This is a genomic window from Paenibacillus camerounensis (genome assembly GCF_000723885.1).
Lineage (GTDB): Bacteria > Bacillota > Bacilli > Paenibacillales > Paenibacillaceae > Paenibacillus_AQ > Paenibacillus_AQ camerounensis.
In genome coordinates this window covers 15,066-40,022 of the sequence record NZ_CCDG010000050.1, presented here as the reverse complement: position 1 = coordinate 40,022, position 24,957 = coordinate 15,066, and the positions used below count along the sequence as shown (strand labels likewise).

Sequence of the window (24,957 nt, the reverse complement as noted above, 5' to 3'; positions counted from 1 at the left end):
GGACGGCATAGCCGTTTCTATTTGTTGCAGTTATATTATATTCCGTACTAATCTGCCGGGCTTGTCCTTTGTCATATCCTGCGCTTTATGCCCTTAGCCTGCACGAACCGCTCCAGTACCCGGAAATCCTCGGTTACCTGCTTGAACGGCAGAGCCTCCAGCACCTTGCTCCGGTAATCCTTGGCAGCGGCTGCCGACAGCCTGGAATCGAGGATGCTGAGCACGCCTAGATCAGTTTCGCTGCGGATCAGGCGTCCGGTGCCTTGCCGCAAGCGGAGCAGCATGTCCGGTACGAAGACCTCTTTTAACGGATTATTCGCCTTAGACGCCTTATATTCATAGACGGGATCTGACGGAACCGGAAAAGGCAGCCGGAACACGATGACCTGCGACAGGTCGGAGCCCTCGATGTTGATCCCTTCCCAGAATACGCCGGTGCTGAGCAGCACGCCTTTGCTGTGCCGGAACCCGGCTATAACCCCGTCCTGGGATGAGCCCTCCTGCTGAATATGCAGCGCCCAGGCCAGCTTCTCGGACTGCAGCTTCCCGTGAACGAATGTCATATCCTCTTTGGCTGAAAAAAGCACCAGTGTCCGCCCGTCTGTTACATTGCATAGCCTCAACATTTCCTTGTACGCCGCTTCAAGATACTCCTGCCGGTTCAAGTGGTTATAGCAGGGAACACTACCGGAAATGTACATCAGGGTATGGCTGTTGTAATCAAAAGGGGAGGGCTGGCGCTCCATATAATCCCCCTTGTAACCAAGCGATTGTGTCAGATAAGCATATTGCTCATCCAGCGTGTCACCGCCCTGGCACATCGTGGCCGAGGTGAGGATGACAGAGGTCTTTCCGTTGAATAAAGCCTGTTTCAGAAACTGGCTGATGTTCTTGGGACAGATGCTGATGCTTGCTTCGCGGCGGCTTGTGCCGGCCCAGAGAAGATAGCCTTGCTCACTCCCTGAGAGGACTGCGAACAGGTCGATCAGCCCGTGTACCGCTTCATACAAATTGTCAATCTCGCGTTCATTCCGGGAGGTCAGTACCGCCAGCCCAAGCTGAAAATCCTTCAACAGCTGTATGCCCCGGCTGAGCGGAATTCCTTTCATTTCGGATAATTTGATCCGGTCATTGTCCTGTTTGGCGGTCTGCAGCAGATCGGCTTCCGCCTGCTTGAAGATGCTGGTTAAACAGCTTTTGACCAATCGGACCTGTGCCATCAGGCTTTTATCTGCAGATTGCCTGAAAAGAATCTGCAGCACATCATCAAGCATCCGGCTGGTCCCCCGGAAGGTGAATTCAAGCGTTCTTGCATCCCGCACCTTAGCCTCCAGATTATGCGCTTCATCAATGACGATCAGCGCCGGCTGCTCGGTTATTAGGGGTCTTGTGCCTTCTTTTTTCTTGATCAGATCCCGGATCAGCAGATCCTGATTAACGATGATGAAATCCATTTCACCTGCCCGGGCGCTGATTTTGGCGCGCATATCATAGAAGGAGCAGGTGCTTTTGTAGCGGCACTGTTCGAATTTGCAGTCATTTACACATACCTCGGACCATACGGCATCACTGATGCCGCCCTGAATATCCGCCCGCTCATCAATCTCATAATTTGTAATCCGGCGGGCAAGAGCCTGCACAGGGGAGTCCGGCGCCTCCGGCTGGATCAGGTCCGCTGCCCTGTAGCGGCAGGCATACTGGCCCATGCCTTTTCCGACCACAGAGCGTACGGTTGTGAATCCGAGCCGGCTTCCGATTACCCGCAGATCCTTATGGATCTGTTCGGAGAGCTGGATGGAGGAGGTGGCAATAATAACCGGCTGCTGCGAGATATGGTTAATGAGCAGGCCGGGGATAAGGTAGGCAAAGGATTTGCCGATGCCGACTCCGGCCTCGACCATAGCGTTGCGCCCGTTAATATACGCATCCGCAATATCCAGCGACATATCCTGCTGTCCGGTCCGTTCCCGGAGGCCGAGTCTGGGAAACCGGTCGTACATCCGGAAGACGGCATTGACCAGAGCGGGCTCGATGTCCTTCTTCTGCTCCCGTTTCTGTAACTTATAAAGATCACTTAACCAGCTGATGACAATCGCCCCTTCACTGTTTCAATACGCCTGTACCGGCAAATTGATTTTTTGGGTCAAACTGTAATTATCTCTGATAGAGGCCTGGCAGTCAAGGCTGGCATTTCCGTTGTAATTAACGAGTATAGTAATCTATACCGGCTCCATATGTATTATTATGGAATATAAGAGGAGAGAAGCATACCTTAATTTGGAGCCTGGAGGGAAGCCGTTTTGATCAAGCATGCTGAGCAAGTAATATCGTTCTATCCTGTAAAGGAGCCGGTAATTGAGTTCATCCGGCATAACGAGAATATGACCTTTAAGGTAACGGATGCAGCCGATGGCAAGGCTTATCTGCTCCGGATTCACCATCCGAGAACAGCGGGGCTGTCCGGCACCCAGCATACGCTGGAAGGCCTGAAGTCCGAAGTGTATCTTCTTCAGGAGCTGAACCGGAGGAAGGTGATTCGGGTGCAGGAGCCGGCCGTTAACCATGCAGGCGAGTATGTAACATTGTATCCGTCCGGGGAATTCGGCCCATGTTATGCGACAGTGCTGGAGTGGCTGGAAGGCGCAGTGCTGACAGGGGAAGAGGAGAATATCGGGAGGATTGCCTATACACTGGGAGAGACCTTTGCAGAGCTTCATAACGCTTCAGGCGGGCAGCAATTATCCGGATTAACGAGGCCTGTATACGGTGTGCAAAGTATTGATGCTGCGATTGAAGAGCTTAAATGCGGTATAGCTGGCGGCGTATATACTCAGGAGCTGTACGATATAATCGTGGAAGTGCTGGATGTAATCAAGGAACAGCTGACCGAGCTGGATGCAAGGCAGGACAGCTGGGGAATCATTCACGCCGATGTACAGCCCGGAAATGTAATTGTGCAGGGAGCAACGCCGCATCTGATAGATTTCTGTTTATCCGGCTACGGTTATTATCTGTTTGATGTAGGGAGCGCTTCCACGGCATTGAAAAGCGAGCTAAGACCGGCTTTTTTGGAGGGCTACAGCTCACGGAGAGACCTCACGATTGACGATATGCGGTACATTGAGGGACAAATATTAATGGATGTCTTCATCAGCTATGCGATGTTCATCCGTGATCCCGCCAGCAACGGCTGGGTTAAGGAGCATGCGGTAAAGGTATACGGGAAATGCAAGGATTTTCTGGCGGGAAAAGAAGTGTACCACCTGCTGTAATTTAAACATTGCATAATCAGAAGCGGTGCAGTAAAAAATAACCATATCTAAAGATGGCGGAGGGATATGGGTATGAACGAAATCTGGAGTGAGGTCTGGAATGAGGTCTGGAAGGCTCTGGTGCTGATTATATTCGGTATGCTGGTGCTCAGGCTGGCCGGCAGGAAGTCCATCTCACAGATGACCATCCCGACAACGATCGCGATGATATCCATCGGGACGATTATCGTAGAGCCGATTGCAGACCATCATATCCTGATTACGATGGCGGCTGCTATTGTATTTATTGCCGTGCTGATTGCGGTAGAGTGGCTGCAGCTGCAGTGGAGCCTGTTCGAAAGGCTGGTCAAGGGGCCGGCGGTTATTGTCATTAAGGACGGCCGGGTGCAGGAGCAGAATCTGAAGAAGCTGAGATTAACCATCGAAGCGCTGGAGATGAATCTGCGGGAGCAGGGTATTTCCAGGCTCAGCGATGTGAAGTCGGCAACATATGAGCCTAACGGCATGATGGGTTATGAGCTTTCCGATGCCGCAAGGCCAGTAACCTTGACCGAGGTGGAGACGCTGCTGGCGAAATACCTGGCTGGAGCAGGGACCGGGAACGTTGCAGCAGCGCCGAAAGAGCAGGAACAGAAGAAGCCGGGCGAAAGTCTGTTTGACCAGCTGTAGATAGATTAGTTCAGAATTATTTCATGATCAGCCGGGCAGCTACAATAATCAGAAAGACCGCCAGCAGCCTGAGCAGCAGCTTACCCGGCAGGCGCTTAGCAAGCCGTGCGCCGAGCTGGCCGCCGATAATGGCTCCCGGTGCTAAGCATAACACCATGATCCACTCAATATTTTGCAGATAGCCATGGGTTGATGTGCTTACGATGGACGACAGAAAAATCTGCAGCATGGAAGTGGCAACGGCAATATGTGTCGAGAAGCCGAGCAGCAGCGTCATTGTCGGCACCATCAGACTGCCCCCGCCGACGCCGAACAGACTGGCCAGGAAACCGACGAAGAAGCTGATAATAACGCCTGTAGGCATATGATAGGCGTATTCAAACCGGCTGCCTCCGGCATCTGCGAAGCTCCGCCTGACCGTAGGATTAAACGGCAGGGTCAGGGGCTTTTTCGGCTTGAACAGGAGCAGCAGCGCAATCAGAACCAGAAAAATGCCGAAGCTGACAAAGAAGGCTCTTCCCTCAATCTGTTCTGATAACAGCGCTCCGATAACCGAGCCGGGAATAGAAGCTACTGCGAACCAGAGCGCCGCCTGATAGTCGATTCTTTTTTGACGGGCATAGACGTAAGTACTGGAAATAGAATTGAACAGCAGCATTGCCATGGAGGTGCCGGCCAAATGGGCGGTTGGCATCTCAGGGTACAGAAAGGCTAACGCCGGTACAACAATGAAGCCGCCGCCAAGTCCGACAAGCGATCCGGAAATGCCGGCGGTCAATCCGAGCAGGAATAAAAGCAGGTAGATTAGCACTCAGCAGTTCCCTTTCGTTATAGAGTAGTATGACGACTCAAATGTAACCATCATGTGCGTTCCAGAAAAAACGTCCGGCGAACAGTCTGCGGGTAATCCAGCTGCGCTGCTCTGAGGTCAGGCTCCCGTCTGCTTCCATGGCGGAACAGATATCCTCCGGTATAAGCCTTGTCACAGTGTGCAGGGCAGCCTTCTGTGCGGTGGCGTCCAGTGCAAGAATCTCGGCTGTATCCGTGCTGCCGGTCCACTGCGGCCAGCCGGGCCGCTCTTCCGAATTCGGATTACCTGTACTTAGAAAGTGCCGCAGATAACTGCACATTAAGGCGGACAATTCCCTGCGTCCGGGCTCATTATGTCCGGTAATTACACCTTCCGGATAATTACCCTCGAATGCCCCTGTATAAAAAGCAATATCAGCTCCGTGCGGCGCACCCAGCAAAAGCCGGTAGTCAGCATCGGTCACTCCTTCCTGCAGGCCCCAGCCGAACCGGTAAGCAAAAACAGGGACTCCCGGTATCGCAGCCGTTAAGCGCTCTGCGGTCTGCTCTGCATTAAAAGCGGCATAGAGCCCGTTACCATAGTGAACTGCCGCTGCGTATAGCTGCTCAAGCCCGGTATTTCCGCTTAGCCTGCCATCAGCCTGCACCAGGCCCGAGAAGCGGGAATCGGCCAAAGCAAAGCCGGTAAATTCACCCGCTGTACTGCCGAGAACAAAGGGCAGCACAGGATGCTCCTGTGCATTGAGCCTGCCGAAGCCGCCTTCCGGAATAACGGTTCCGTCCTCGAACAAATGGGGGAATACTCCCATGCGGATTCCGGTGTCGCGGATCATTCCGGCAAACTGTCCGGCATTCCGGCTGTACAGATAGTCCGCAATTGCTTCAGCCGATTGCTGTGCAAGCCATTCCTCCGCCTCAGCAGCGCTTGCTGCTGTCCCGTCATCTGACAGCAATGCCGCAAGAAGATCATTAGCATAAGCTTCACCCTGTTCTGCAGCGGCCGTCGTCAAGCTGCCGCTCATGAGGTACAGCTTGTGGAACAGGCCTCTGCTAAGCGGAGAGAGATAAGCGGCCAAGGCATTTCTTGCTCCGGCTGACTGGCCCGCCAGCGTTATATTTCCCGGATTTCCGCCAAAATAGTTAATATTCTTTTGTACCCACTTCAGCGCATGCAGAATATCCAGCAGGCCGTAATTTCCTGAATCATCGAGCGGATCACCTGTGCGGAGCGCCGGATGGCGGAAGAATCCCATTGCTCCCAAACGGTAATTAATAGTGAGGACTATGCTGTCAGTGCTGACCGCCAGCCGGCTGCCCTGAAAATCCTGTCCGGAGCCGGCGATATTGCCGCCGCCGTGCAGATAGACCAATACCGGCAGGCCGGCTTCATTATGCTCTGGGCGCCAAATATTCAGATACAGGCAGTCTTCATTGCCCCCTGCTTCATTCTCCAGCCATTGAACACTGCTGTTCTTATACTCCCGGACGCATAATACGTCTTCCCAGGGCTCCGCTTCACGCGGCGCTTTCCAGCGCAGCTGCCCGGCAGGAGGCTTGGCATAAGGGATACCCAGCCAGGCTAGGGCCCGGTGTTCGGTCAGGTGAATCCCCTTTAGCCTGCCGTCAGAAATGGTAACGGTTTCTTCCATAAATGCATTTGCGCTCATACACATCCCCCTCTACTCGTTTTTATTATAGAACTGCTCCGGTGTACCGGACAAGATATCAATATCGGCCGTATAGGTTCCTCCTCCTGCGGGTAATAACTAACAGCGCATCTATAAACTGCTGAGAAAGGAGCATGCAAAGATGAGACGAAAACTGCTGATAACAGGAGCTTCGGGTGTGATCGGAAATACCCTCTACCAGGGACTGAAGCAAGACAGCCGGTATGATGTTACCGGAGCTGATATTGTGGCAGAAGAAAGCCAGGGCATCGTTCAGCTGGATATTGCCGATGAAGCGCGTCTTAAGGAACTGACGCAAGGCATAGATACCGTACTCCATTTTGCCTGGATGAAGGATGAGGATGATTTTCTGGGTAAGGTGCTGCAAGGAAATGTAGCCGGTGCCTACAAGCTGTTTGAAGCTGCGGTGCAAAGCGGAGTTAAACGGATTATCTTCGCCAGCTCTAATCATGCGACCGGTTTCTATAAGACAGATGAGCAGGTTGAACCGTCCGATCCTTACCGTCCAGACAGCTTCTACGGGCTGAGTAAATGCTACATTGAGCTGCTCGGCCGTCTGTATGCGGATCAAGGAAAAATTTCTTCGATTAATATCCGAATCGGTAATTTTCCCGAAGATGACCGTCCGCATTCTGAACGTGCAGGACATATCTGGATATCCGGACGCGATATGCTGCAGCTGGCTATCTGCTGTATCGAGGCCGATGAAGGAATGAAGTATTTGAATCTCTACGGCACATCTGCAAATAAGGATAACTATTACGACATTGCCTACCTTGAGCAGTTGATCGGCTACAAGCCGCAGGATGACGGGGCGGAGCTGCTTGAGCAGGCCAAGGCAGCCGGCCGGAAGATACGCCGGGATGAAACGGCCTACCAGGGAGGACAGAAGACATAGCCAGCAGTGAAGTGACAGTATAGGCTCCGGTTCCGGGGCCTGATTGCGTTCTACAGAAGGCAGGAATCCGGGAGGCGAAGAGGAACTTCATATATAAACAATAATAAGAACCGGAGGCGCTGATGAGTTGATTATAAGAATGACAGAGTCAAATATGGACGACTATAACAAGCCGAACGAAGGATTTATGGTTACTGGACGGATTCTTCCCAGGTATGAAAACGGCGACTGGACGTATACAGAGGAGAGCTTTTCTGAAGCTTATGTGAAGCGGTATGAGGATGAGCAGATTGATAGTACATACATCGAAGATAGGAGTAAGGCGGTATTTTTATACAAAGATGGGAAGAAATTCACCGGGCGAATCCGACTGCGTGCCAACTGGAACGGATATGCGATGATCGAGAATATTGCTGTAGCCGGCAGCCGCAGACAGCAGGGAATCGGGAGCCGGCTTATGGATCAGGCGGTGCAGTGGGCTCAGCAGCGTAAGCTTGCCGGTCTCATGCTGGAAACACAAGATGTTAATGTGGCTGCATGCCGTTTTTATGACCGTTACGGTTTTGTGATCGGAGGGGTGGACAATATGCTCTATTCTAATTTTGCGGCGGCCGGTGAGCGGGCGATTTTCTGGTATTATAAATTTTAAATAAAGTATCTTGACTTTAAGATAAAAAGGAAGTAAATTGAGATCAAGGAGTTATCTTAACTTAAAGATAATCACCTATATATCTTAAACTTAAGAATCTTCAAAACGTACTAACGTATTGAAATGATTCTCTGAAATAACACTATAATAAAAGGAGTCGGTTATAATGACTAATACAGCTGCAAAACAAACAATGGGAATTCATCATATTACAGCAATTGTCGGGCATCCGCAGGAGAATATGGATTTTTACGCAGGGGTGCTGGGCTTGCGTCTGGTTAAGCAGACAGTGAACTTTGATGATCCGGGCACATATCACTTCTACTTCGGCAATGACGGAGGGAAGCCGGGCACAATCATTACCTTCTTCCCTTGGCCTGGAGCCTACAAAGGCAAAATCGGCGGCGGACAGGTGGGTGTAACAACTTACATTATCCCGGCAGGAGCGATGAGCTTCTGGAAAGAAAGACTGGCAACGTTCAAGGTTGCTTTCAGCGAGCTGGAGCGGTTCGGAGAGCAGGTGCTTGAATTCGATGATCCGCACGGGCTGCATCTGGAGCTGGTGGAGCGGGAAGCCGGGGAGCAGAATAGCTGGACCTTCGGGGGCGTTACACCAGAGGTTGCGATCAAAGGGTTCGGCGGCGCCACACTGCTGTCGACTGATCCGGAAGCAACGGCTGAGCTGCTGGAGCAGGTGCTGGGGCTTACATTTATCGGCCGGGAAAATGATATTGCGCGTTACCATTCTACTGCCGATCTGGGCAATGTCATTGATCTCAAAATGACCGCTGTACAGCGCGGTGAAATGGGTGTCGGCACAGTGCATCATATCGCCTGGAGAGCCAAGGATGATCAGGATCAGCTGGAGTGGCAGAGTTATGTGCATGATCACGGATACGGGGTAACCGCGGTGCAGGACCGGAATTATTTTAACGCGATCTACTTCAGGGAGCATGGGGAGATTTTGTTCGAAATTGCTACAGATCCTCCAGGCTTCGCTCATGATGAAACGCAGGAAACAATGGGTACGGAGCTTAAGCTGCCGGCACAGTATGAGCCGCACAGAGCACAGATTGAACAGGTTCTGCTGCCGTTCCAGATCAGAGAGCTCGATTAAATGAACTTACGGGAAGGAATGACTGATATGCTGGCGATAGACCCCGCAGGGAATACGGAGAGGGACAATTATAAGCTGCTCGTGGGCAGCATTATACCGCGGCCGATTGCTTTTGTAACAACGCAGTCTGCAGAAGGCGTGCTGAACGGAGCACCCTTCAGCTTTTTCAATATCGTCTCCTCCAATCCGCCCATGATCTCAGTGTCTGTTCAGCATGCGGCAGGCAAGCCGAAGGATACAGCTCGGAATATAATGGAACGCAGGGAGTTTGTAGTGCATATCGTGGACCGCAGCAATGTGGAGAGAATCAATATGACCGCCGCTCCCCTCGCTCCGGATCAGAGTGAAATAACGCTTGCCGGACTTACACCTGTGCAGAGCACTGCTATCTCTGTGCCGGGCGTTAAGGAAGCCAAGGTAAGGATGGAATGTGTGCTGGAGCAGACAGTGGAATTCCCGGGCTTCGAGCTGCTGATCGGCAGAGTCGTCCAGTTTCACATTGCGGAGGAGATTTATGAGCAGGGCAGAATTGATCCGCACAAGCTGGGGGCGGTCAGCCGTCTGGCAGGGAACAGCTATGCGGGCCTCGGGGAGATTTTTGAGATTGAAAGACCGGTCTAACAGGATTGTCCCGGGGAACAGCCGGAAGATTACGGCCGTCCCTTACCGGTGCAGCCGCTTACTGCATAATATAACGCGGCAGCTCGACAATCACTGAAGTCCCGATCGTGAACTCACTTTCAATCTTCAGCTGTCCGCCGTGCAGCCCGATGATCTCCTTGCAGATGGCAAGCCCGAGTCCGCTGCCGGACTGGCGTGAACGGCCCTTGAAAAATTTGGTGCCGAGCTTGTCCAGATCAGATGCCTCAATACCTTCCCCGGTATCCGTCACCGTAACGATGATTAGCTCCTCCTGCTGAACTGCTGCAAGGCTTACGGCTCCCTGTGCCGGAGTGAACTTGAAGGCATTATCCAGCAGATTGACGAACACCTGCTTCAAGCGGTTGAAATCACCGTTAACCGGCAACGGCTGGTCGGGAATGTCGGCGTAGAGCCGGATTTCCTTCGTCTGACCGCGGTAGCGGAACTGCAGCAGCAGATCCTCCAGCAGTCCCCTGAGATCATACGGCTGCAGATCAACCGTAATCTCCCCGGCCTGAAATTTGGAGAAATCGAGCAGATCTTCTACCAGTCCAATGAGCCGGTCTGTTTCGCCGGTCATCACATCGAGCCCCTGCAGGGTCTCTTTTTTATCGGACAAATCACCCATAAGCAGCGTTTCGCCCCAGCCTTTGATTGAGGTCAGGGGAGTGCGCAGCTCATGCGTGACGGATGAGATGAAGTCGTATTTGATTTTTTCACTCTTGAGGATTTCCTCGGACATGTAATTGAGCGTGACGGCCAGCGTCCCGATCTCATCATTATGCTGCTTCGCTGCCTTGGCGGTGAAATTGCCGGTTGCCATTTCCTTGGCTACAGACGTAAGCTGCTGAATCGGACCCACAATCCGCTTCGCGATGATCAGGCTGAGCACGAAGCCGAACAGGATGACCAGCAGCCCGACCCACACTGCATTCAGTACAATAGTAACAATAACGTCGTACAGCGGCTCGGCAGAAACGGAATAGCGCAGCACGCCTATATTGATCCCGGCTTCCTTGATCGGGAGAGAAACAGCTATAATCCGTTCCCCGTTCCCCGGGGTAAGACTTTGGTAGCTTCCTTTGCCGCTGCTGAGTGCATTCCTCACATCAGGCGTATCAATCCGCTCTTCGCTGGAAAAGCCGAATGAATTGATGATGACATTTCCTTCGGTGTTCAGCACCTCAACTTTGCTGCTCTCCTCAGTGGAGAGGTTCTCCAGTATGTACCTGGCCCGCTCATTGATTGAATAACCCTCCAGATACTTGTTGAAAAAGGTAGCAGAGGTCGTAGCCCTTGAAGAAAGGGTCTCCATTGCACTGCCCAGATAGAAGTAGTGGACCGCAACAATAAATACCCCTTCCAGCAGCAGGACGATTAGGAGCAGGACTATTGTAATATAGGTGATGAGCCGTGCCCTGATCCCTCTCAGCAATGTTGTACCCTCCATAAATAGCCGAATCCCCACACAGTTTCCAGGTACTGCGGCCCTGTGGCATCCTGGCCGATTTTTTGGCGTATCCGGCTGATATTTACATCCACAATTTTGAGCTCTCCCATGAAATACTGCCCCCAGACCGAGGTCAGAATGTCATCCCGGTTAATCGCCTTATTGGGCTGCTCCATCAGCAGTTTGATAATCGAGAACTCAGTGGGCGTCAAAGCGATCTCCAGCCCGTCCTTCAGCAGCTTCCGTTCGTCCGGCATCAGGGTAAAAGGGGGCAGCTGGATGACGTTCTCCTGCAGCACTGTCTCCCCGGGGTACATACGCCGGTACAGTGAACGGACCCGGGCCAGCAGCTCAACCGGGCTGAACGGCTTGATCACATAGTCATCCGCTCCCGAATCCAGACCCATAACTTTGTCGATCTCCTGGCTTTTGGCGGTCAGCATAATGATGCCCAGCCGGGGAAAATCTCTGCGCAGCATGGCGCAGACCTCGAAGCCGCTGATCCCCGGAAGCATCAGATCGAGAATGGCGATGTCGAAATCCCGCTGCTCCCGCGCCGCAGCCAGTGCTGCTTCACCGGTAGCAGCTTCGGTAACCTCAAAGCCGGCACGCTTCAGATTTACGTGTAAAAAATCGCGTATCGGCTTCTCGTCTTCCAATACCAGCACCTTCATGGACAACCTCCTAATCAGTACAAGGGCTTCTGTGGTGTGCCGGCCAGCTGCCGGACTTCTTCCAGCGGCAGCTTCAGCTGATTATACTCCTGAAGCGCAGAGCCGCTCAGCTTGGCGGCAGCATCCTCCGCAGGCAGAACAGCAACCAGCACTGTCGGTGCCTCAGCATCCTCTGTATTTTGCAGCTCATAGAGCAGGGCATATATTCTATTCTCCGTTTTCAGTGCGCTTTCCGTATTCTGCCACTCCTGCTTGGTGAGCAGACGCAGCTCAAGCAGCGTTGCCTGTGCGTCCGGGCCGGCATCCCTGTAGCTGAAGCGGATATTCTTCCACGGCTCAGGTGATTCCTCGGCAATTTCAAGGGCATATTTACCTTTCCAGCTCTGCGGAATACTGAAGTTAAAGCCCCATCTGTCGAACTGTTCTTCTACGAATTTCAGGCCGGTCTGTCCGTCCCACTGATAGTATTTGGTGATAAACGGTGTCGCCAGGGGCGCCATGCTCTCTGTACCTGCCGGAGGGACAAGGAAGCCGATTTCGGTAATGCCGTCACCGTTGACATCCGAGCTGTAGAGCGGATAGTCCTTAATCGCCATATTGTTCTCGCCCAGCTTGCTGCCTGGTGCCGGAGAATGAGGAGTAAGTGCAATATCCCGGCTTGCTGCAAGCTCTTCATGATGATAGTCTTCTGCTGCCAGTATATCAGTAAATGTATCATTTTCCCAAACCAGCAGGGAAGTATAGGAGGCATGGGCGCCAATCGCTACGTCAACGAACAAGGCACTGGCCCCGGGAGCCGCCTTCGTGAAATTGGCCTGAATAATGGCGCCGTCAAAAGCCTGATCGGCCAGACTCTGCTGCGTACCGCCTGTAAGGCGGAACAGCTGCAGCCGGGCGCTTGGCTGCATGTCTGTTGTGAAGGTGGTCTGGAACAAGGCGATATCTGTATCTCCGCTGCCGGTCAGATCACCGACAGCCAGCTGGTCATAGGGCTGCTTGAGCAGTTCGGATACGGTGCCGCCGTCAAGCGTATAAACGGCCAGCTCCTTGCTGAGTCCCTGGCCGCCGCTGAAGCCGAGCAGCATATCCGTTTGCCCGTCCGAAGTAACATCCGTGAACTGTACATAGTCCAGCTCGCTGCCGACACCGGTAATCGTGGCCAGCTTATTCCAGTCGCCGCTTGACTGGGAGAGGACAAGCGTATTCACTTCGTAATCCGTTTTGTCCGTTTTATAGAAGGCCAGAATTTCATCCTTGCCGTCCTGGTCCAGGTCCTGCAGCTGAATGGCGCTGCCCGAATCGGAATGGACAGGGACAGTCAGATGGGCATTTGCCGGAAGAAATGATTTTACAATGCTGGTAATGGTTCCGTCCGCACTTCCCTGTGACGGGGCGCGCAGCAGATCACTGGGCGCCTTGGGTGCGCCGCAGCCTGCGGTTATCAGGGTTAATAATAGTATGGCGCTAAGGCTTAAGCCGGATTTGTTCATAAGATATAATCTCCTTTGCATTATCTGTGCCTAGTATATCCCAACCGGATGGCAAAGTAGTTGCAAAATGGTAAAGGTTACGCTGTAAGCAAGGAGCGCACTGCTATAATAATTTGCTATGATTAAGTAATAACGCGGATGCAGCCCGGCTAAGCAGGGCGGAGGGGGAGAAGGATGAGAACATTTTTTATAACCGATATCCATGGGGATGTAGAGGGGCTGAACCTGCTGCTGGATAAAGCAGAGGTTGCACCGGACCGTGATCAGCTTGTATTCGGTGGAGATATGATTAACCGGGGGAAGGATTCGGCCGGGGTGGTCCAAAGGATCAAACAGCTCACAGAGCAGTACCCGCATAATGTTCATGCTGTAATGGGCAATCATGAGGAGATGATGGCTGATTATCTGGTGCGCGGAGACAAGCTATGGCTGAGCCACGGGGGACGTGAGACACTGAAGAGCTTCGCTGCGGCATTTCCGGATGAAGCAGTCCGGCAGGAGCAGATGGTGTGGGCTTGCTCTCTGCCTTTGTACTATGAGAATGACAGATATATCTTCACTCATGCCGGACTGAATCCTGCGCAGCCGCTGGATAAGCAGGAACGGGACATCCTGTGGATGAATGAATACGATTTCTATCATCAGCCGGGGGCGGAGCTGCTGGAGCTGACGGGCGGCAAGCCGGTCATTCACGGACACACGCCCGTAGAACGGATTTACTGGGACGGAGTCAGAATGAATTGCGATCTGGGCTCGAATACATACTCGGTGCTGGATGAACGGTCGCTCGGGCTTGTAAATCTGACGGAAATGACCTATCTCGTGTATAAGCAGGCGGGAAAGAAGCTGGAGGAACGGCGGATCGGGCGGTATTAACACTGTCATTGAAATAAAAGGAAGGCGGCATCCCCAAAAGATGACTGCCTTCCGCTGTTAGCATGCATTATCCGATATTTGGCGTAGATTCCCGGAAAACCGGTGTTGTATAGATATGAGAGACCTGATAGGGCTGCTCGGGAGAATTGATCCGCGACAGCAGCATTTCGGCAGCTTTGATACCCATTTCATTGCTGTAGATATGAACAGTAGTCAGATGAGGCTCAATAATTCTGGATTCGGGGCCGTTATCAAACCCGCAGATTACTATATCACCGGGAATAGAGTGGTCGAAATTCTTCAGGGATTTCATAAAGCCAACAGCGATGAAATCATTCGCGCATACAAAAGCAGACGGGAGCTCTGATATGCCATTCAATTTCTCATCAGTCCAGCCGGGGCTGGAGAAAAAAAGATGATCCTTATCCAGTACACACTGGGTGAGGTCCAGCCGGATTCCTGCCTCAGTTAACGCACGGTTAAACCCTACCCACCGCTCATTAAAGCTCCGGCAATGATTATAATCCCCGATAAAGCCTAAGGTTGTGTAACCGCCCTCAATAAGCTTCCTGGTAAGCAGATAGGTACTGTTCTCGTTCTCCATTAACAGGACATCCGCCCGGAATTCAGGGTAGCAGACATGTGCAGAGCAGTCGATAAAGATAGTCGGAATCCCAAGGCTTGTAATCAGACTGCTGTAGGCCAGATCAAACAGCTCAATACAAATGATACCGTCCACATTGCCGGCATCGAAATTGTTAGGGAGTGTCAGCGCGTTCTGTTCAATTTCCCGTATAATGTGGATGGACAGGTTGTATCCCTCGGCGCTGATCCGCTTCTCAAGGCCGCTGATTAAAGTCGAGCCAAAGTGGGAGGTATTCGGAAGATTTTCCGTTAATAAGGCAATATTCCGGGAGCTCTTCGGCTGGACATTATCCGGTTCCATCAGCGAAAATTGTTTGTATTTCAATTCAATCGCTTTTTTGATGACTTTATTCCGCGTTTCTTCAGGCAGCCCTTCGTTTCCGTTCAAGGCTTTGGAGGCCGTATTTCTGGAGATTCCCAGTGCATCAGCGATGTCCTGTATCGTTACTTTACCCCGTGCCATATATGTAAGTTCACCTCTATATTATGATCTCTCTTCTTTTACTCCCTTAAATGTATAATAGTTTTGCCAAAATAGCAATGACAAATTTACAAATGCACAATTAAGTTTACATTTCCATTCTTGTATCTTCTCTAGTTCTTTGGATTTTATAACTTGAAATGTGCATTTTAGATTAAGAATACAGATTATTATTGCAATCATTCAGCATAACCACCTTTTTGATAATATTAAACGGTTTTTCACAAATGTATTATTAGTCAAATGAACAAATATATTTTTACAAATGTATTGACGGAGGAGATGGCATTTGATAAATTGTAAAAGAACAAGGGGGCATGAACGGCAAATTGTAAGCCTTTTAGTGGCATCCCTGCTGCAGTGAACTATAAATCATGTACAAGAATGGAGGTAAAGGCATTGCATAACTCAATAGAAGCGGGTCAGCGGAAACTGCCGGCGGAACGGAAGAGCTCTCTGATGGAGTATTTAAAGAAGCACTATTTTCTGTATCTCATGCTGGCACCGGCGCTGATTCTGACCCTGATATTTAAATATGGCCCGATGTATGGTGCGGTTATTGCCTTTAAGGATTTCAGTCCGATTAAGGGTATTCTGGGCAGTGAATGGGTGGGGCTGTACAACTTCGAGAAATTCCTGTCTTCCCCTAACTTTGAGGTAATTTTTATGAATACGCTTAAATTGAGTTTTTTCGGCCTGATTCTGAGTTTTCCTGTGCCGATTCTGCTGGCTCTGATGCTCAATCAGGTCCGCCGTGCCGGTGTGAAAAAGAACATCCAGCTCTTCCTCTATGCGCCTAACTTTATATCCGTTGTGGTTGTTGTAGGGATGCTGTTCATCTTCCTGTCTCCGACAGGGCCGGTTAACCAGCTGTTCAGCTGGATTAACGGGGAACCGGTGATGTTCATGTCGCGGCCGGAGTATTTCCGCTGGATCTATATTCTTTCCGACATATGGACGGGGGCGGGCTGGGCTTCCATCATCTATGTAGCAGCGCTTGCCAACGTGGACCCTGAGTTACATAACGCAGCCAACCTGGACGGTGCGAACCTTCTGCAAAGAATCCGTCATATTGATCTGCCGACGATCCGGCCGATTATGGCGATTGTGTTCATTCTTGCGGCGGGCGGGATCATGTCGATCGGCTTTGAAAAGGCGTATCTGATGCAGACGGCGACGAACCTGCCAACCTCGGAGATTATTCCGACCTATGTCTACAAAATCGGCCTGCAGTCCGGCGACTACGCGTATTCCGCGGCGGTGGGGCTGTTCAACTCAATCATTAACGTCATCCTGCTGATTACAGTGAACTTTACAGTGAAGAAGCTGAATGAGGGCGATGGTCTTTACTAAGAAAGGAGCAACCAATCATGTTCGTAAAACATTCGCGGCTGGACCGTTTGATGCTTGTGCTGAACGCCGCTTTTCTGACACTGGCTGTGCTGGTGGTGATTCTTCCGCTCGTGTATGTGGTGATCGCCTCCTTCATGGACCCGTCGGTCCTGCTCAGCCGGGGGATCTCCTTTAACATCTCGGACTGGTCAGTTGAAGGCTATAAGATGATCCTTACTAATTCTGCGATGCTCAGGGGCTTTGCTAATGCTGTTTTTTATGCATCGGCCTTCGCCATTCTAACCGTCATGGTCTCTATCTGTGCCGGCTATGCCTTGTCGGATGACCGGATGAAGGGGAAGGGGTTATTTATGACCCTATTCCTGTTCACGATGTTCTTTGGCGGCGGGCTGATCCCGACTTATCTGCTGGTTAAGAATCTGGGGCTGCTCGATACGGTCTGGGCTGTGATCATCCCTGGAGCGGTCAATGTATGGAATATTATTTTATCCAGAACCTTCTTCAAGGGCGTACCGAATGAGCTGAAGGAAGCGTCCAATGTGGACGGGGCCTCGGAGATGAGAATTTTCTTCAGCATCGTATTGCCGCTCTCCAAACCGATTATTTTCGTGCTGGCGCTGTATGCCTTTGTCGGCCAGTGGAATTCCTATTTTGACGCGATGATCTATCTCGATAATCCCAATCTTCACCCGCTGCAGCTCGTGCTGCGCTCGATCCTGATCCAGAATCAGGTGGACCCCGGCATGATCAGTGACCAGCTGGCTGCAGCAGAAATGAAACGTCTGTCCGAAATCATCAAGTATGCTGCAATTGTTGTATCCAGTCTGCCGCTGATTATTATGTATCCGTTCTTCCAGAAATATTTTGAAAAAGGTGTTATGGTCGGCTCCATTAAATAGGCAGCGGCCCGCACATAGATAAAATTCTTTCATTCCTATTCATTTGGAGGTCATATCCGTGAAAAGATTAAAAAGGTCAAAAGGTTTGTCAAAAGCTGCTTCTGCCTCAGTCCTTGCTTCCTTCATGTTTGTTGCTGCCTGCGGCAGCGGGGGAGGAAGTGCTGCCAGTGAGCAGCAGGACCCTGACGGCAAAGTCACCCTGAACTTCATTACGCAAAGCTCCGCACTGGCCCCGGCCGATCCGAATGACAAGCTGATCAATAAGCGGCTCGAGGAAAAAACAAATGTGCATATCAACTGGAAGAACTTCACGAGTGACGTGTTTGCAGAAAAAAGAAATCTGGCCGTCGCCAGCGGTGATCTTCCGGATGCTATCTTTAATGCTGACTACAGTGACTATGAGCTGCTGAAGCTGGCTAAGGACGGGGCAATCATCCCGCTGAATGAGCTAATCGAGCAGAATATGCCTCATTTTAAAAAAGTGCTTGAGGAAGCTCCTGAGTATAAGAGCATGATAACGGCACCTGACGGCAACATCTACGCCTTCCCTTGGATTGAAGAGCTGGGGAACGGCAAGGAGAGAATTCAGGCGGTGGACAGTATGCCCTGGATCAATGTGGACTGGCTGAAGAAGCTGAACCTCAAGATGCCAACAACGACGGAAGAGCTGAAGCAGGTATTGATTGCCTTTAAGACACAGGACCCGAACGGTAACGGCCAGGCTGATGAGATTCCGCTGTCCTTCATTAATAAGCCCGGAGCGGAGGATCTGGTCTTCCTGTTTGCCTCCTTCGGACTGGGCGAGAATCCTGACCATGCGGTGGTAAGCGATGACGGCAAAGTGATCTTTACGGCTGCAGAGGAAGGCTACAAAAATGCCGTTAAGTTTATTAATGAGCTGTACAAAGAAAAGCTGATTGATATCGAGGCCTATACCCAGGACTGGAGCACTTATCTGGCAAAAGGGAAGGATCAGAAGTACGGGCTGTATTTCTCCTGGGACAAGGCGAATATCTCCGGAGCGAACGATGCTTACGAGGTGATGCCGCCGCTGGCCGGGCCGGACGGTGAAGTCAACGTAACCCGGACGAACGCACTGGGTCTGGGCCGCGGCAAAATGGTCGTGACCAGTGCGAACAAAAATCTGGAGACCACGGCGAAATGGGTGGATCAGCTGTATGATCCGCTCCAGTCCGTACAGAACAACTGGGGAACCTACGGGGATGACACGCAGCAGAACATCTTTGAACTGGATGAGGCCGCAGGGATGCTGAAGCATCTGCCGCTGGAAGGCACCGCTCCTGTTGAGCTCCGTGAGAAAACAAGCATCGGCGGGCCGCTGGCGATTCTGGATTCCTACTATAATAAATACACAACGATGCCGGATGATGCCAAGGGCAGAATGGACATCGTGAAGAACATCATGGCTCCCAAAATGAAGGCTGAGAACGTCATGCCGAGCGTATTCCATTCCATTGACGAGCTGGACCGCCTGACGACCATTGAAACCGACCTGTTCGCTTATGTGCTCAGAATGCGTACTGAATGGTACCAGAACGGTAAAATGGATGCCCAGTGGAATGATTATTTGAAGGAGCTTGACCGGCTTGGCCTGCAGGAATGGCTGAAGATCAAGCAGGGCGGCTACGACAGAGCTACGGGGAAGTAATATACAAATAAAAATAAAGATTGAACGGGAATCTTGAGAAAAGGGAGCGGGTACAGACCTTTTCTCTAAATTCCCGGTTCAATCTATCCGGGAGAAAAGGAGAAATCATAATGTCAGCAATCACAGAACAAAACTACAGGGGTGTCTATCACTTCTCACCTCAGCATAACTGGATGAATGATCCGAACGGGCTTGTCTATTTCGAAGGGGAATACCATTTGTTCTTCCAGCATCATCCGGACGGAATGAGTATGGGGGAGATGCACTGGGGCCATGCCGTCAGCAAGGATCTGATTACCTGGGAAGAGCTGCCGGTTGCGCTGGTGCCGGATGAGCTGGGGATGATTTTCTCGGGCAGCGCTGTTGTTGACTGGAAGAATACGACGGGCTTGTTCGGGGAAAAGCCGGGACTGGTTGCTATCTTCACCCATCACCTGAATATGCCGGAAGGACAGCCTGCCTTGCAGTATCAAAGTCTGGCCTACAGCAAGGACAACGGCAGAACCTGGACCAAATATGCCGGGAATCCGGTGCTTACACATGATTCCTTCATTGATTTCCGTGATCCTAAGGTGTTCTGGGATACAGAGCGGGAGCGCTGGGTTATGATCGTGGCCTGCGGCCAGACGGTATGCCTGTATCACTCGCCGGATCTGATCCGCTGGAGCTTTGCCAGCGAATTCGGCGCAGGGATCGGCTCCCATGATGGAGTATGGGAATGTCCGGATCTTTTCCCGCTGGCAGTGGATGGAGATGAGGAGAATATCAAGTGGGTGATGCTTGTAAGCATCGGTGCTGAGCCGGCGTTTGAGGAAGGCTCAAGAACACAGTATTTTACGGGAGATTTTGACGGAAGCCTGTTCACGCCTGATGAAGAATCGCAGGTCATCCGCTGGGTCGATTATGGAAGGGATAATTATGCCGGAGTGAGCTGGTCTGATCTCCCTGAGGAAGATGGAAGACGCCTGTTTATCGGCTGGATGAGCAACTGGATGTATGCCCAGCAGACACCGACGGAAGGCTTCCGCGGGGCGATGACAATTCCCCGGGAGCTTACGCTGGAGACGAGGAACGGGGAAGCAACACTCATCCAGAAGCCTGCACAAGAGCTGGAAGCGGCGCGGATACCGGTCTTGTCCCTTAAGAATGCTTCGGTACAAGAGATTAATGCGGCCTGTGCCGGATTAGAGCTGGATGCTTACCTTATAGAAGCGAAGCTTCCGCGCGGTACCTCCGCCGGCTTCCGTCTAAAGTCAGGTGCGCAGGAGCAAACCGTTGCCGGGATTGATGCGCAAAAGGAAGAGCTGTATGTAGACCGCAGCGCTTCCGGGAAGAGTGACTTCCACAGCCTGTTCCCGGGGGTTCACTCTGCGAAGCTTGCAGCACCGGCTGAAGTCTATGATCTGAGTATTTATGTAGACCGCTCGTCGGTTGAGGTATTCGCGGGCGGCGGTCAGGCAGTCGTTACGGATCTTATATACCCGGGGCCCGCCTCCAAAGGTCTTGCTGCCTTTGCAGCACACGAAGAGGATGTGTTCCTGTCACTGGATATCTATGAGCTGTCCTCACCTGCCGCAGCCGGCAGCGGGAAGTAAACGGGAGGTGCGGCATACATGCGTATAGGAGCTATTGAAGCAGGCGGGACGAAATTTATATGCGGCGTCGGGGATGAGCACGGGCGGATTATGGAACAGATCAGCTTCCCGACGGGTCATCCGGATCAGACGATACCCCGGGTGATTGAATATTTTCAGGGCAAAGAGGTTGAAGCCATCGGGATAGGTTCCTTTGGTCCGATTGATCTCCGCCCGGATAGTCCGGCCTATGGTTACATTACCACCACACCGAAGCCGGGATGGGCCAATTATGATCTGCTCGGGGCCTTGAAGCAAGCCTTTCCCGTTCCGCTGGGCTGGGATACCGATGTTAATGCTGCAGCCTATGGTGAGGTGAAATGGGGGGCAGCACAGGGACTGTCCAGCTGCCTGTACATTACCGTAGGCACGGGTGTCGGTGTCGGCGTGTATGCGGAAGGCCGGCTGGTGCACGGTCTTGTCCACCCTGAGGGCGGGCATGTGCCGACGAGACGGCATCCGGAGGACCATTATTCCGGGAAATGTCCGTATCACGGGGACTGCCTCGAAGGAATGGCGGCAGGCCCAGCCATTGAAGCCCGCTGGGGAAGGAAGGGCCATGAGCTTCCGCCAGAACACAAGGCATGGGAGATCGAGGCCTTCTATATTGCCGAGTCCGTAACCCAGACTGTCCTGCTGCTCTCCCCGGAGAAAATCATCCTTGGCGGCGGCGTAATGCAGCAGTCCCAGCTGTTCCCGCTGATCCGTGAGGCTGTGCGCAGGAACCTGAATGGCTATGTCAGTGCAGCTGCTATTCTTACGCAAATGGAGGAATACATAGTGCCTCCGGGCCTCGGTCAGCAGGCAGGATTATATGGTGCTCTTGCTTTGGGATTATCAGCAATTCATAATCAAACTTCATCATCCAAGCCAAATCTCATATAGACATGAAAAATCCCGGTGCTTTCACAAAAGCGCCGGGATTTTTTTGTTTTTTTACAGTCCGTCCTCACCCTTGATCTCTTTGTGCAGCAGCTATGCGCTTTGTGTTGAAGGGGCAGCCGGGAACATTCTGGTGAAGAGGAAGCGGGCCAGCGGACCGACGACCAGCAGCTGCAGCGGCAGGGCACAGATGAAGTTAAGGCCAAGAATGGCCAGATAATGACTGAGAAAGTTGTCTCCGAAACCGTAGTGTGCTAGTGTGCCATATAAGGACATGCAGATGACCATACCGCAGACCATAAAGGATGAGATGGTCAATACTTTTTTGATAACAGCATCTGACGGTTTAAGCAGCTTAAAGGCCAGCCCCTTGGCGATTTTGCTGACTACGAAGATATCCAGTACGAGTGCTACTGCAAGCGCCGGCAGCAAGCCTGCTGCAACTTGAATAAACACTTCGCTTGTTGCGCCAACCGAGATGATTACATTATAAAAGCTCATTCCGACGACCATTAAAAAGCACGTCATGCTGGTGAAAATCAGTGCTTCTTTTTTATTTTTGCCCATTGTTCAAACTCCCTCAGCTTTAAGTTTTTGCTTCACTCATATTAGCAGGGGGTCAAATTATTGTCAACCAAGTTGACAATAAAGCCAGAAAACGTTCAAATTGAAAATGTAACCTGATAACTGGAGGCCTTGTTGATGAAGGGATATATCCGCGGCTTAAATCTGATTGACCTGGTCAGTGAAAAGCATAAGGTATTGCGTGAGAAAGTAAGCAGTGACAGCGGTGATCCGCTGAATCATACAGAGACGCATATTCTGGCCAAGCTTGAGCTGCACGGCAGGCTGTCCATTTCGGACATCAGCCGGAGGATCAGCATATCCCGTCAGGGGGCGCAGAAGGTTATAAATGCCTTGCTGGAGCGCGGGTATGTGGAAACTGTACAGGTAGAAGGCAACAGCCGCGATAAATATATTGCGCTGACCGCAGAAGGACTGGATGTGTGCCGCAGAATGACGGAGATTAAGCAAAAGATTGAACAGGAGATTTCAGCAAAAATCGGTGAAGAGCAGGTGAAGCTGCTGAAGCAGCTGCTGGCGGAGGACTGGCTGTAAGCAGGACATGCTGTGAAGCCGGTTTACGTATACGCTGAATTAAATCTGTTGCGCGGGCAGTTGGTGAGATGTATATTATGGATTGAATTTAATCACGGGTTGCAGGGGTAATATAACTTAAAAAAGTCAGGTGAGGCAGACGATGATTTCGGTAAAAAGATTACTGATCGGACGGCCGCTGAAATCGGAGCAATTGGGCGACCAGAAACTGAGCAAGACGAAGGCGCTGGCCATTCTCTCATCAGATGCCTTATCCTCGGTTGCATATGGGCCGGAGCAGATTCTGCTGGTGCTGATAACCATCGGCGCTGCGGCATTCTGGTATTCCATTCCTATTGCCGCCGGGGTGCTTGTGCTGCTGACTGCACTGATCTTATCCTACAGACAGATTATTTATGCGTATCCCCAGGGCGGCGGAGCATATGTAGTCTCCAAAGAAAATCTGGGCAAATATCCCGGACTGATTGCCGGAGGTTCGCTGCTGGTTGATTATATTCTGACGGTGGCGGTGAGTGTATCGGCGGGTACGGATGCAATCACTTCGGCTTTTCCCGGCCTGCACCCCTATAATGTGCCCATCGCTATCCTGTTTGTATTGATGATTACAACGCTTAATTTACGAGGGGTTACTGAATCGGCATCGTTTCTGGCTTATCCGGTGTACCTGTTCGTGCTGGCCATCTTTATTACAATCGGCGTGGGCCTGTTCCGTATGATTGCAGGTGATGTACCAGCAGAGCTCCATACCCCGCTCGGTACGCCGGTTGCGGGCGTCAGCCTGTTTCTGCTGCTGCGGGCCTTCGCCTCAGGCAGCTCTGCACTGACCGGCGTCGAGGCCATATCCAACGCCATTCCGAACTTTAAGACGCCTGCCCCGGCCAATGCGGCCAAGACGCTTGCAGCCATGGGGATCTTGCTGGCAGTATTATTTTCCGGCATCGTGGTTCTGGCTTATTATTATGGTGTAATCCCGAATGAGCAGGTAACCGTAATATCCGAGATTGCTGAACGGGTCTTCGGCCGGAACTTTATGTATTTCTTCATACAGGGTACGACTGCGCTGATTCTGATTCTGGCTGCCAATACAGGCTATTCCGCTTTTCCGCTGCTGGCGGTCAATCTGGCCAAGGATAAATTTATCCCGAGAATGTTCACCGTCCGCGGCGACCGGCTCGGGTACTCGAACGGTATTCTAAGCCTTGGAGTACTCTCAATCATTCTGATCATTGCCTTCGAGGGGCGTACAGAGCATCTGATTCCGCTGTATGCGGTCGGGGTATTTATTCCTTTTACCCTGTCCCAGACCGGGATGATGGTCAAGTGGATTCGGGAGAAGCCGCAAGGCTGGGCCGGTAAGCTGGCTATTAATACAACCGGGGCGCTGATTAGCTTCGTGGTTACGATCATGTTCTTCCTGACCAAGTTCCCGCAGGTGTGGCCTGTGCTGATTTTCCTGCCGCTGATTATTCTGCTCTTTTACCGGATCCGCAAGCATTATGAGGCTGTAGCAGACCAGCTGCGTCTTACCACCTGTGAAGAGGAGCCGCTGGCAATTGAAGGTAATGTAATCATCCTGCCGGTGGCCGGGATTACGCATGTTGTGGAGAACTCGCTGCGGTATGCACAATCGCTGTCGGCCAGCCAGATTATTGCGGTCCATGTGCCTTTTGAACGGGAAGAGGAGCACGCCTTTGAAGAAAAGTGGAAAAAGTTCCATCCCGAAATCAGGCTGGTGTCGCTATACTCGCCATACCGCAGCATTATTCATCCGTTAATCAAGTTTATTGATACCGTCCAGCGCAAGGCGAACGAATCGCATTACCAGGTGACGGTGATCGTGCCGCAGTTCATTCCCAAGAAGGGCTGGCACAACATTCTTCATAACCAGTCCAGTCTGCTGATCCGCACGCATCTCCTGTACCGCAGAAATGTAATTATAACTACAGTGCCCTACCATTTGAAAAAATAACCGGGCTAGGGGCAGAGCGGGACAATTCCCGGTTCTGCCCCTTTAGTGTGTATAATGGAGAAAACGGAGTA

At 51.6% G+C, this 24,957-nt stretch carries 22 protein-coding genes; 14 read left to right on the top strand and 8 right to left on the bottom strand.

Features of this window, described 5'->3' with window-relative positions; all coding sequences use genetic code 11:
• Positions 1-71: 71 nt before the first annotated feature.
• Positions 72-2,000: an ATP-dependent DNA helicase gene (locus BN3772_RS18920; RefSeq protein WP_244444788.1), complete on the bottom strand. Its 1,929-nt coding sequence runs from the start codon at positions 1,998-2,000 to the stop codon at positions 72-74.
• A gap of 300 nt (positions 2,001-2,300) precedes the next feature.
• Between BN3772_RS18920 and BN3772_RS18915 the strand changes: the two genes are divergently transcribed.
• Positions 2,301-3,272, top strand: a complete 972-nt coding sequence (locus BN3772_RS18915) for a phosphotransferase enzyme family protein (RefSeq protein WP_042201387.1) — start codon at positions 2,301-2,303, stop codon at positions 3,270-3,272.
• A gap of 72 nt (positions 3,273-3,344) precedes the next feature.
• Positions 3,345-3,941: a DUF421 domain-containing protein gene (locus tag BN3772_RS18910; protein WP_042201385.1), complete on the top strand. Its 597-nt coding sequence runs from the start codon at positions 3,345-3,347 to the stop codon at positions 3,939-3,941.
• A 16-nt stretch (positions 3,942-3,957) separates the two neighbouring features.
• On the opposite strand, the gene BN3772_RS18905 is transcribed toward BN3772_RS18910, so the two are convergent.
• Positions 3,958-4,752 (bottom strand): sulfite exporter TauE/SafE family protein, encoded by a 795-nt coding sequence (locus BN3772_RS18905; protein WP_042201383.1) that lies wholly within the window; start codon positions 4,750-4,752, stop codon positions 3,958-3,960.
• A gap of 37 nt (positions 4,753-4,789) precedes the next feature.
• A complete protein-coding gene (locus BN3772_RS18900; protein WP_052380587.1) occupies positions 4,790-6,418 on the bottom strand; it encodes a carboxylesterase family protein in 1,629 nt (542 codons plus the stop codon).
• Positions 6,419-6,536: 118 nt separating this feature from the next.
• Here BN3772_RS18900 and BN3772_RS18895 point away from each other — a divergent pair, with 118 nt between their 5' ends.
• From BN3772_RS18895 to BN3772_RS18880, 4 genes are all read left to right on the top strand, one after another.
• Positions 6,537-7,337 (top strand): NAD-dependent epimerase/dehydratase family protein, encoded by an 801-nt coding sequence (locus tag BN3772_RS18895; protein ID WP_341872583.1) that lies wholly within the window; start codon positions 6,537-6,539, stop codon positions 7,335-7,337.
• Between the two features lie 127 nt (positions 7,338-7,464).
• Positions 7,465-7,986, top strand: a complete 522-nt coding sequence (locus tag BN3772_RS18890; protein WP_042201380.1) for a GNAT family N-acetyltransferase — start codon at positions 7,465-7,467, stop codon at positions 7,984-7,986.
• A 166-nt stretch (positions 7,987-8,152) separates the two neighbouring features.
• Positions 8,153-9,103, top strand: a complete 951-nt coding sequence (locus BN3772_RS18885) for a ring-cleaving dioxygenase (protein WP_042201378.1) — start codon at positions 8,153-8,155, stop codon at positions 9,101-9,103.
• Between the two features lie 27 nt (positions 9,104-9,130).
• Complete coding sequence (locus BN3772_RS18880; protein WP_042201392.1) at positions 9,131-9,724, top strand: flavin reductase family protein; 594 nt, start codon at positions 9,131-9,133, stop codon at positions 9,722-9,724.
• 58 nt (positions 9,725-9,782) lie between these two features.
• Here BN3772_RS18880 and BN3772_RS18875 read toward each other — a convergent pair whose 3' ends face one another.
• The 3 genes from BN3772_RS18875 to BN3772_RS18865 are packed head-to-tail and all read right to left on the bottom strand — an operon-like array spanning position 9,783 to position 13,359.
• The gene (locus BN3772_RS18875; protein WP_341872582.1) at positions 9,783-11,180 is read right to left on the bottom strand and encodes a sensor histidine kinase; all 1,398 of its coding nucleotides are present in this window, start codon (positions 11,178-11,180) and stop codon (positions 9,783-9,785) included.
• The gene (locus BN3772_RS18870; protein WP_042180587.1) at positions 11,174-11,869 is read right to left on the bottom strand and encodes a response regulator transcription factor; all 696 of its coding nucleotides are present in this window, start codon (positions 11,867-11,869) and stop codon (positions 11,174-11,176) included. Before BN3772_RS18870 ends, BN3772_RS18875 begins: the two co-directional genes overlap by 7 nt.
• Positions 11,870-11,883: 14 nt before the next feature.
• Entirely contained in the window at positions 11,884-13,359 is a 1,476-nt protein-coding gene (locus BN3772_RS18865) for an FG-GAP repeat domain-containing protein (RefSeq protein WP_042201377.1), read from the bottom strand.
• Positions 13,360-13,533: 174 nt separating this feature from the next.
• Here BN3772_RS18865 and BN3772_RS18860 point away from each other — a divergent pair, with 174 nt between their 5' ends.
• Positions 13,534-14,235, top strand: coding sequence for a metallophosphoesterase family protein (locus BN3772_RS18860; protein WP_042201375.1), 702 nt, complete (start codon positions 13,534-13,536; stop codon positions 14,233-14,235).
• A 67-nt stretch (positions 14,236-14,302) separates the two neighbouring features.
• Here BN3772_RS18860 and BN3772_RS18855 read toward each other — a convergent pair whose 3' ends face one another.
• Positions 14,303-15,343: a LacI family DNA-binding transcriptional regulator gene (locus tag BN3772_RS18855; protein ID WP_042201373.1), complete on the bottom strand. Its 1,041-nt coding sequence runs from the start codon at positions 15,341-15,343 to the stop codon at positions 14,303-14,305.
• 477 nt (positions 15,344-15,820) lie between these two features.
• Between BN3772_RS18855 and BN3772_RS18845 the strand changes: the two genes are divergently transcribed.
• From BN3772_RS18845 to BN3772_RS18825, 5 genes are all read left to right on the top strand, one after another.
• Positions 15,821-16,714, top strand: a complete 894-nt coding sequence (locus BN3772_RS18845; RefSeq protein ID WP_244444789.1) for an ABC transporter permease — start codon at positions 15,821-15,823, stop codon at positions 16,712-16,714.
• 17 nt (positions 16,715-16,731) lie between these two features.
• Positions 16,732-17,613, top strand: a complete 882-nt coding sequence (locus BN3772_RS18840) for a carbohydrate ABC transporter permease (protein ID WP_042201370.1) — start codon at positions 16,732-16,734, stop codon at positions 17,611-17,613.
• A gap of 124 nt (positions 17,614-17,737) precedes the next feature.
• On the top strand, positions 17,738-19,282 hold the full coding sequence (locus BN3772_RS18835) for an ABC transporter substrate-binding protein (protein ID WP_086074653.1): 1,545 nt from the start codon (positions 17,738-17,740) through the stop codon (positions 19,280-19,282).
• Between the two features lie 110 nt (positions 19,283-19,392).
• Positions 19,393-20,877, top strand: coding sequence for a glycoside hydrolase family 32 protein (locus tag BN3772_RS18830; protein ID WP_042201368.1), 1,485 nt, complete (start codon positions 19,393-19,395; stop codon positions 20,875-20,877).
• Positions 20,878-20,895: 18 nt separating this feature from the next.
• Positions 20,896-21,801, top strand: coding sequence for an ROK family protein (locus BN3772_RS18825; protein ID WP_042201366.1), 906 nt, complete (start codon positions 20,896-20,898; stop codon positions 21,799-21,801).
• A 90-nt stretch (positions 21,802-21,891) separates the two neighbouring features.
• On the opposite strand, the gene BN3772_RS18820 is transcribed toward BN3772_RS18825, so the two are convergent.
• Positions 21,892-22,365, bottom strand: coding sequence for a DUF2798 domain-containing protein (locus BN3772_RS18820; protein ID WP_042201364.1), 474 nt, complete (start codon positions 22,363-22,365; stop codon positions 21,892-21,894).
• 135 nt (positions 22,366-22,500) lie between these two features.
• Between BN3772_RS18820 and BN3772_RS18815 the strand changes: the two genes are divergently transcribed.
• Both BN3772_RS18815 and BN3772_RS18810 read left to right on the top strand, forming a co-directional pair.
• Positions 22,501-22,917: a MarR family winged helix-turn-helix transcriptional regulator gene (locus BN3772_RS18815; protein ID WP_042201362.1), complete on the top strand. Its 417-nt coding sequence runs from the start codon at positions 22,501-22,503 to the stop codon at positions 22,915-22,917.
• Between the two features lie 142 nt (positions 22,918-23,059).
• Positions 23,060-24,886 (top strand): APC family permease, encoded by a 1,827-nt coding sequence (locus BN3772_RS18810; RefSeq protein ID WP_042201361.1) that lies wholly within the window; start codon positions 23,060-23,062, stop codon positions 24,884-24,886.
• Positions 24,887-24,957 lie beyond the last annotated feature (71 nt).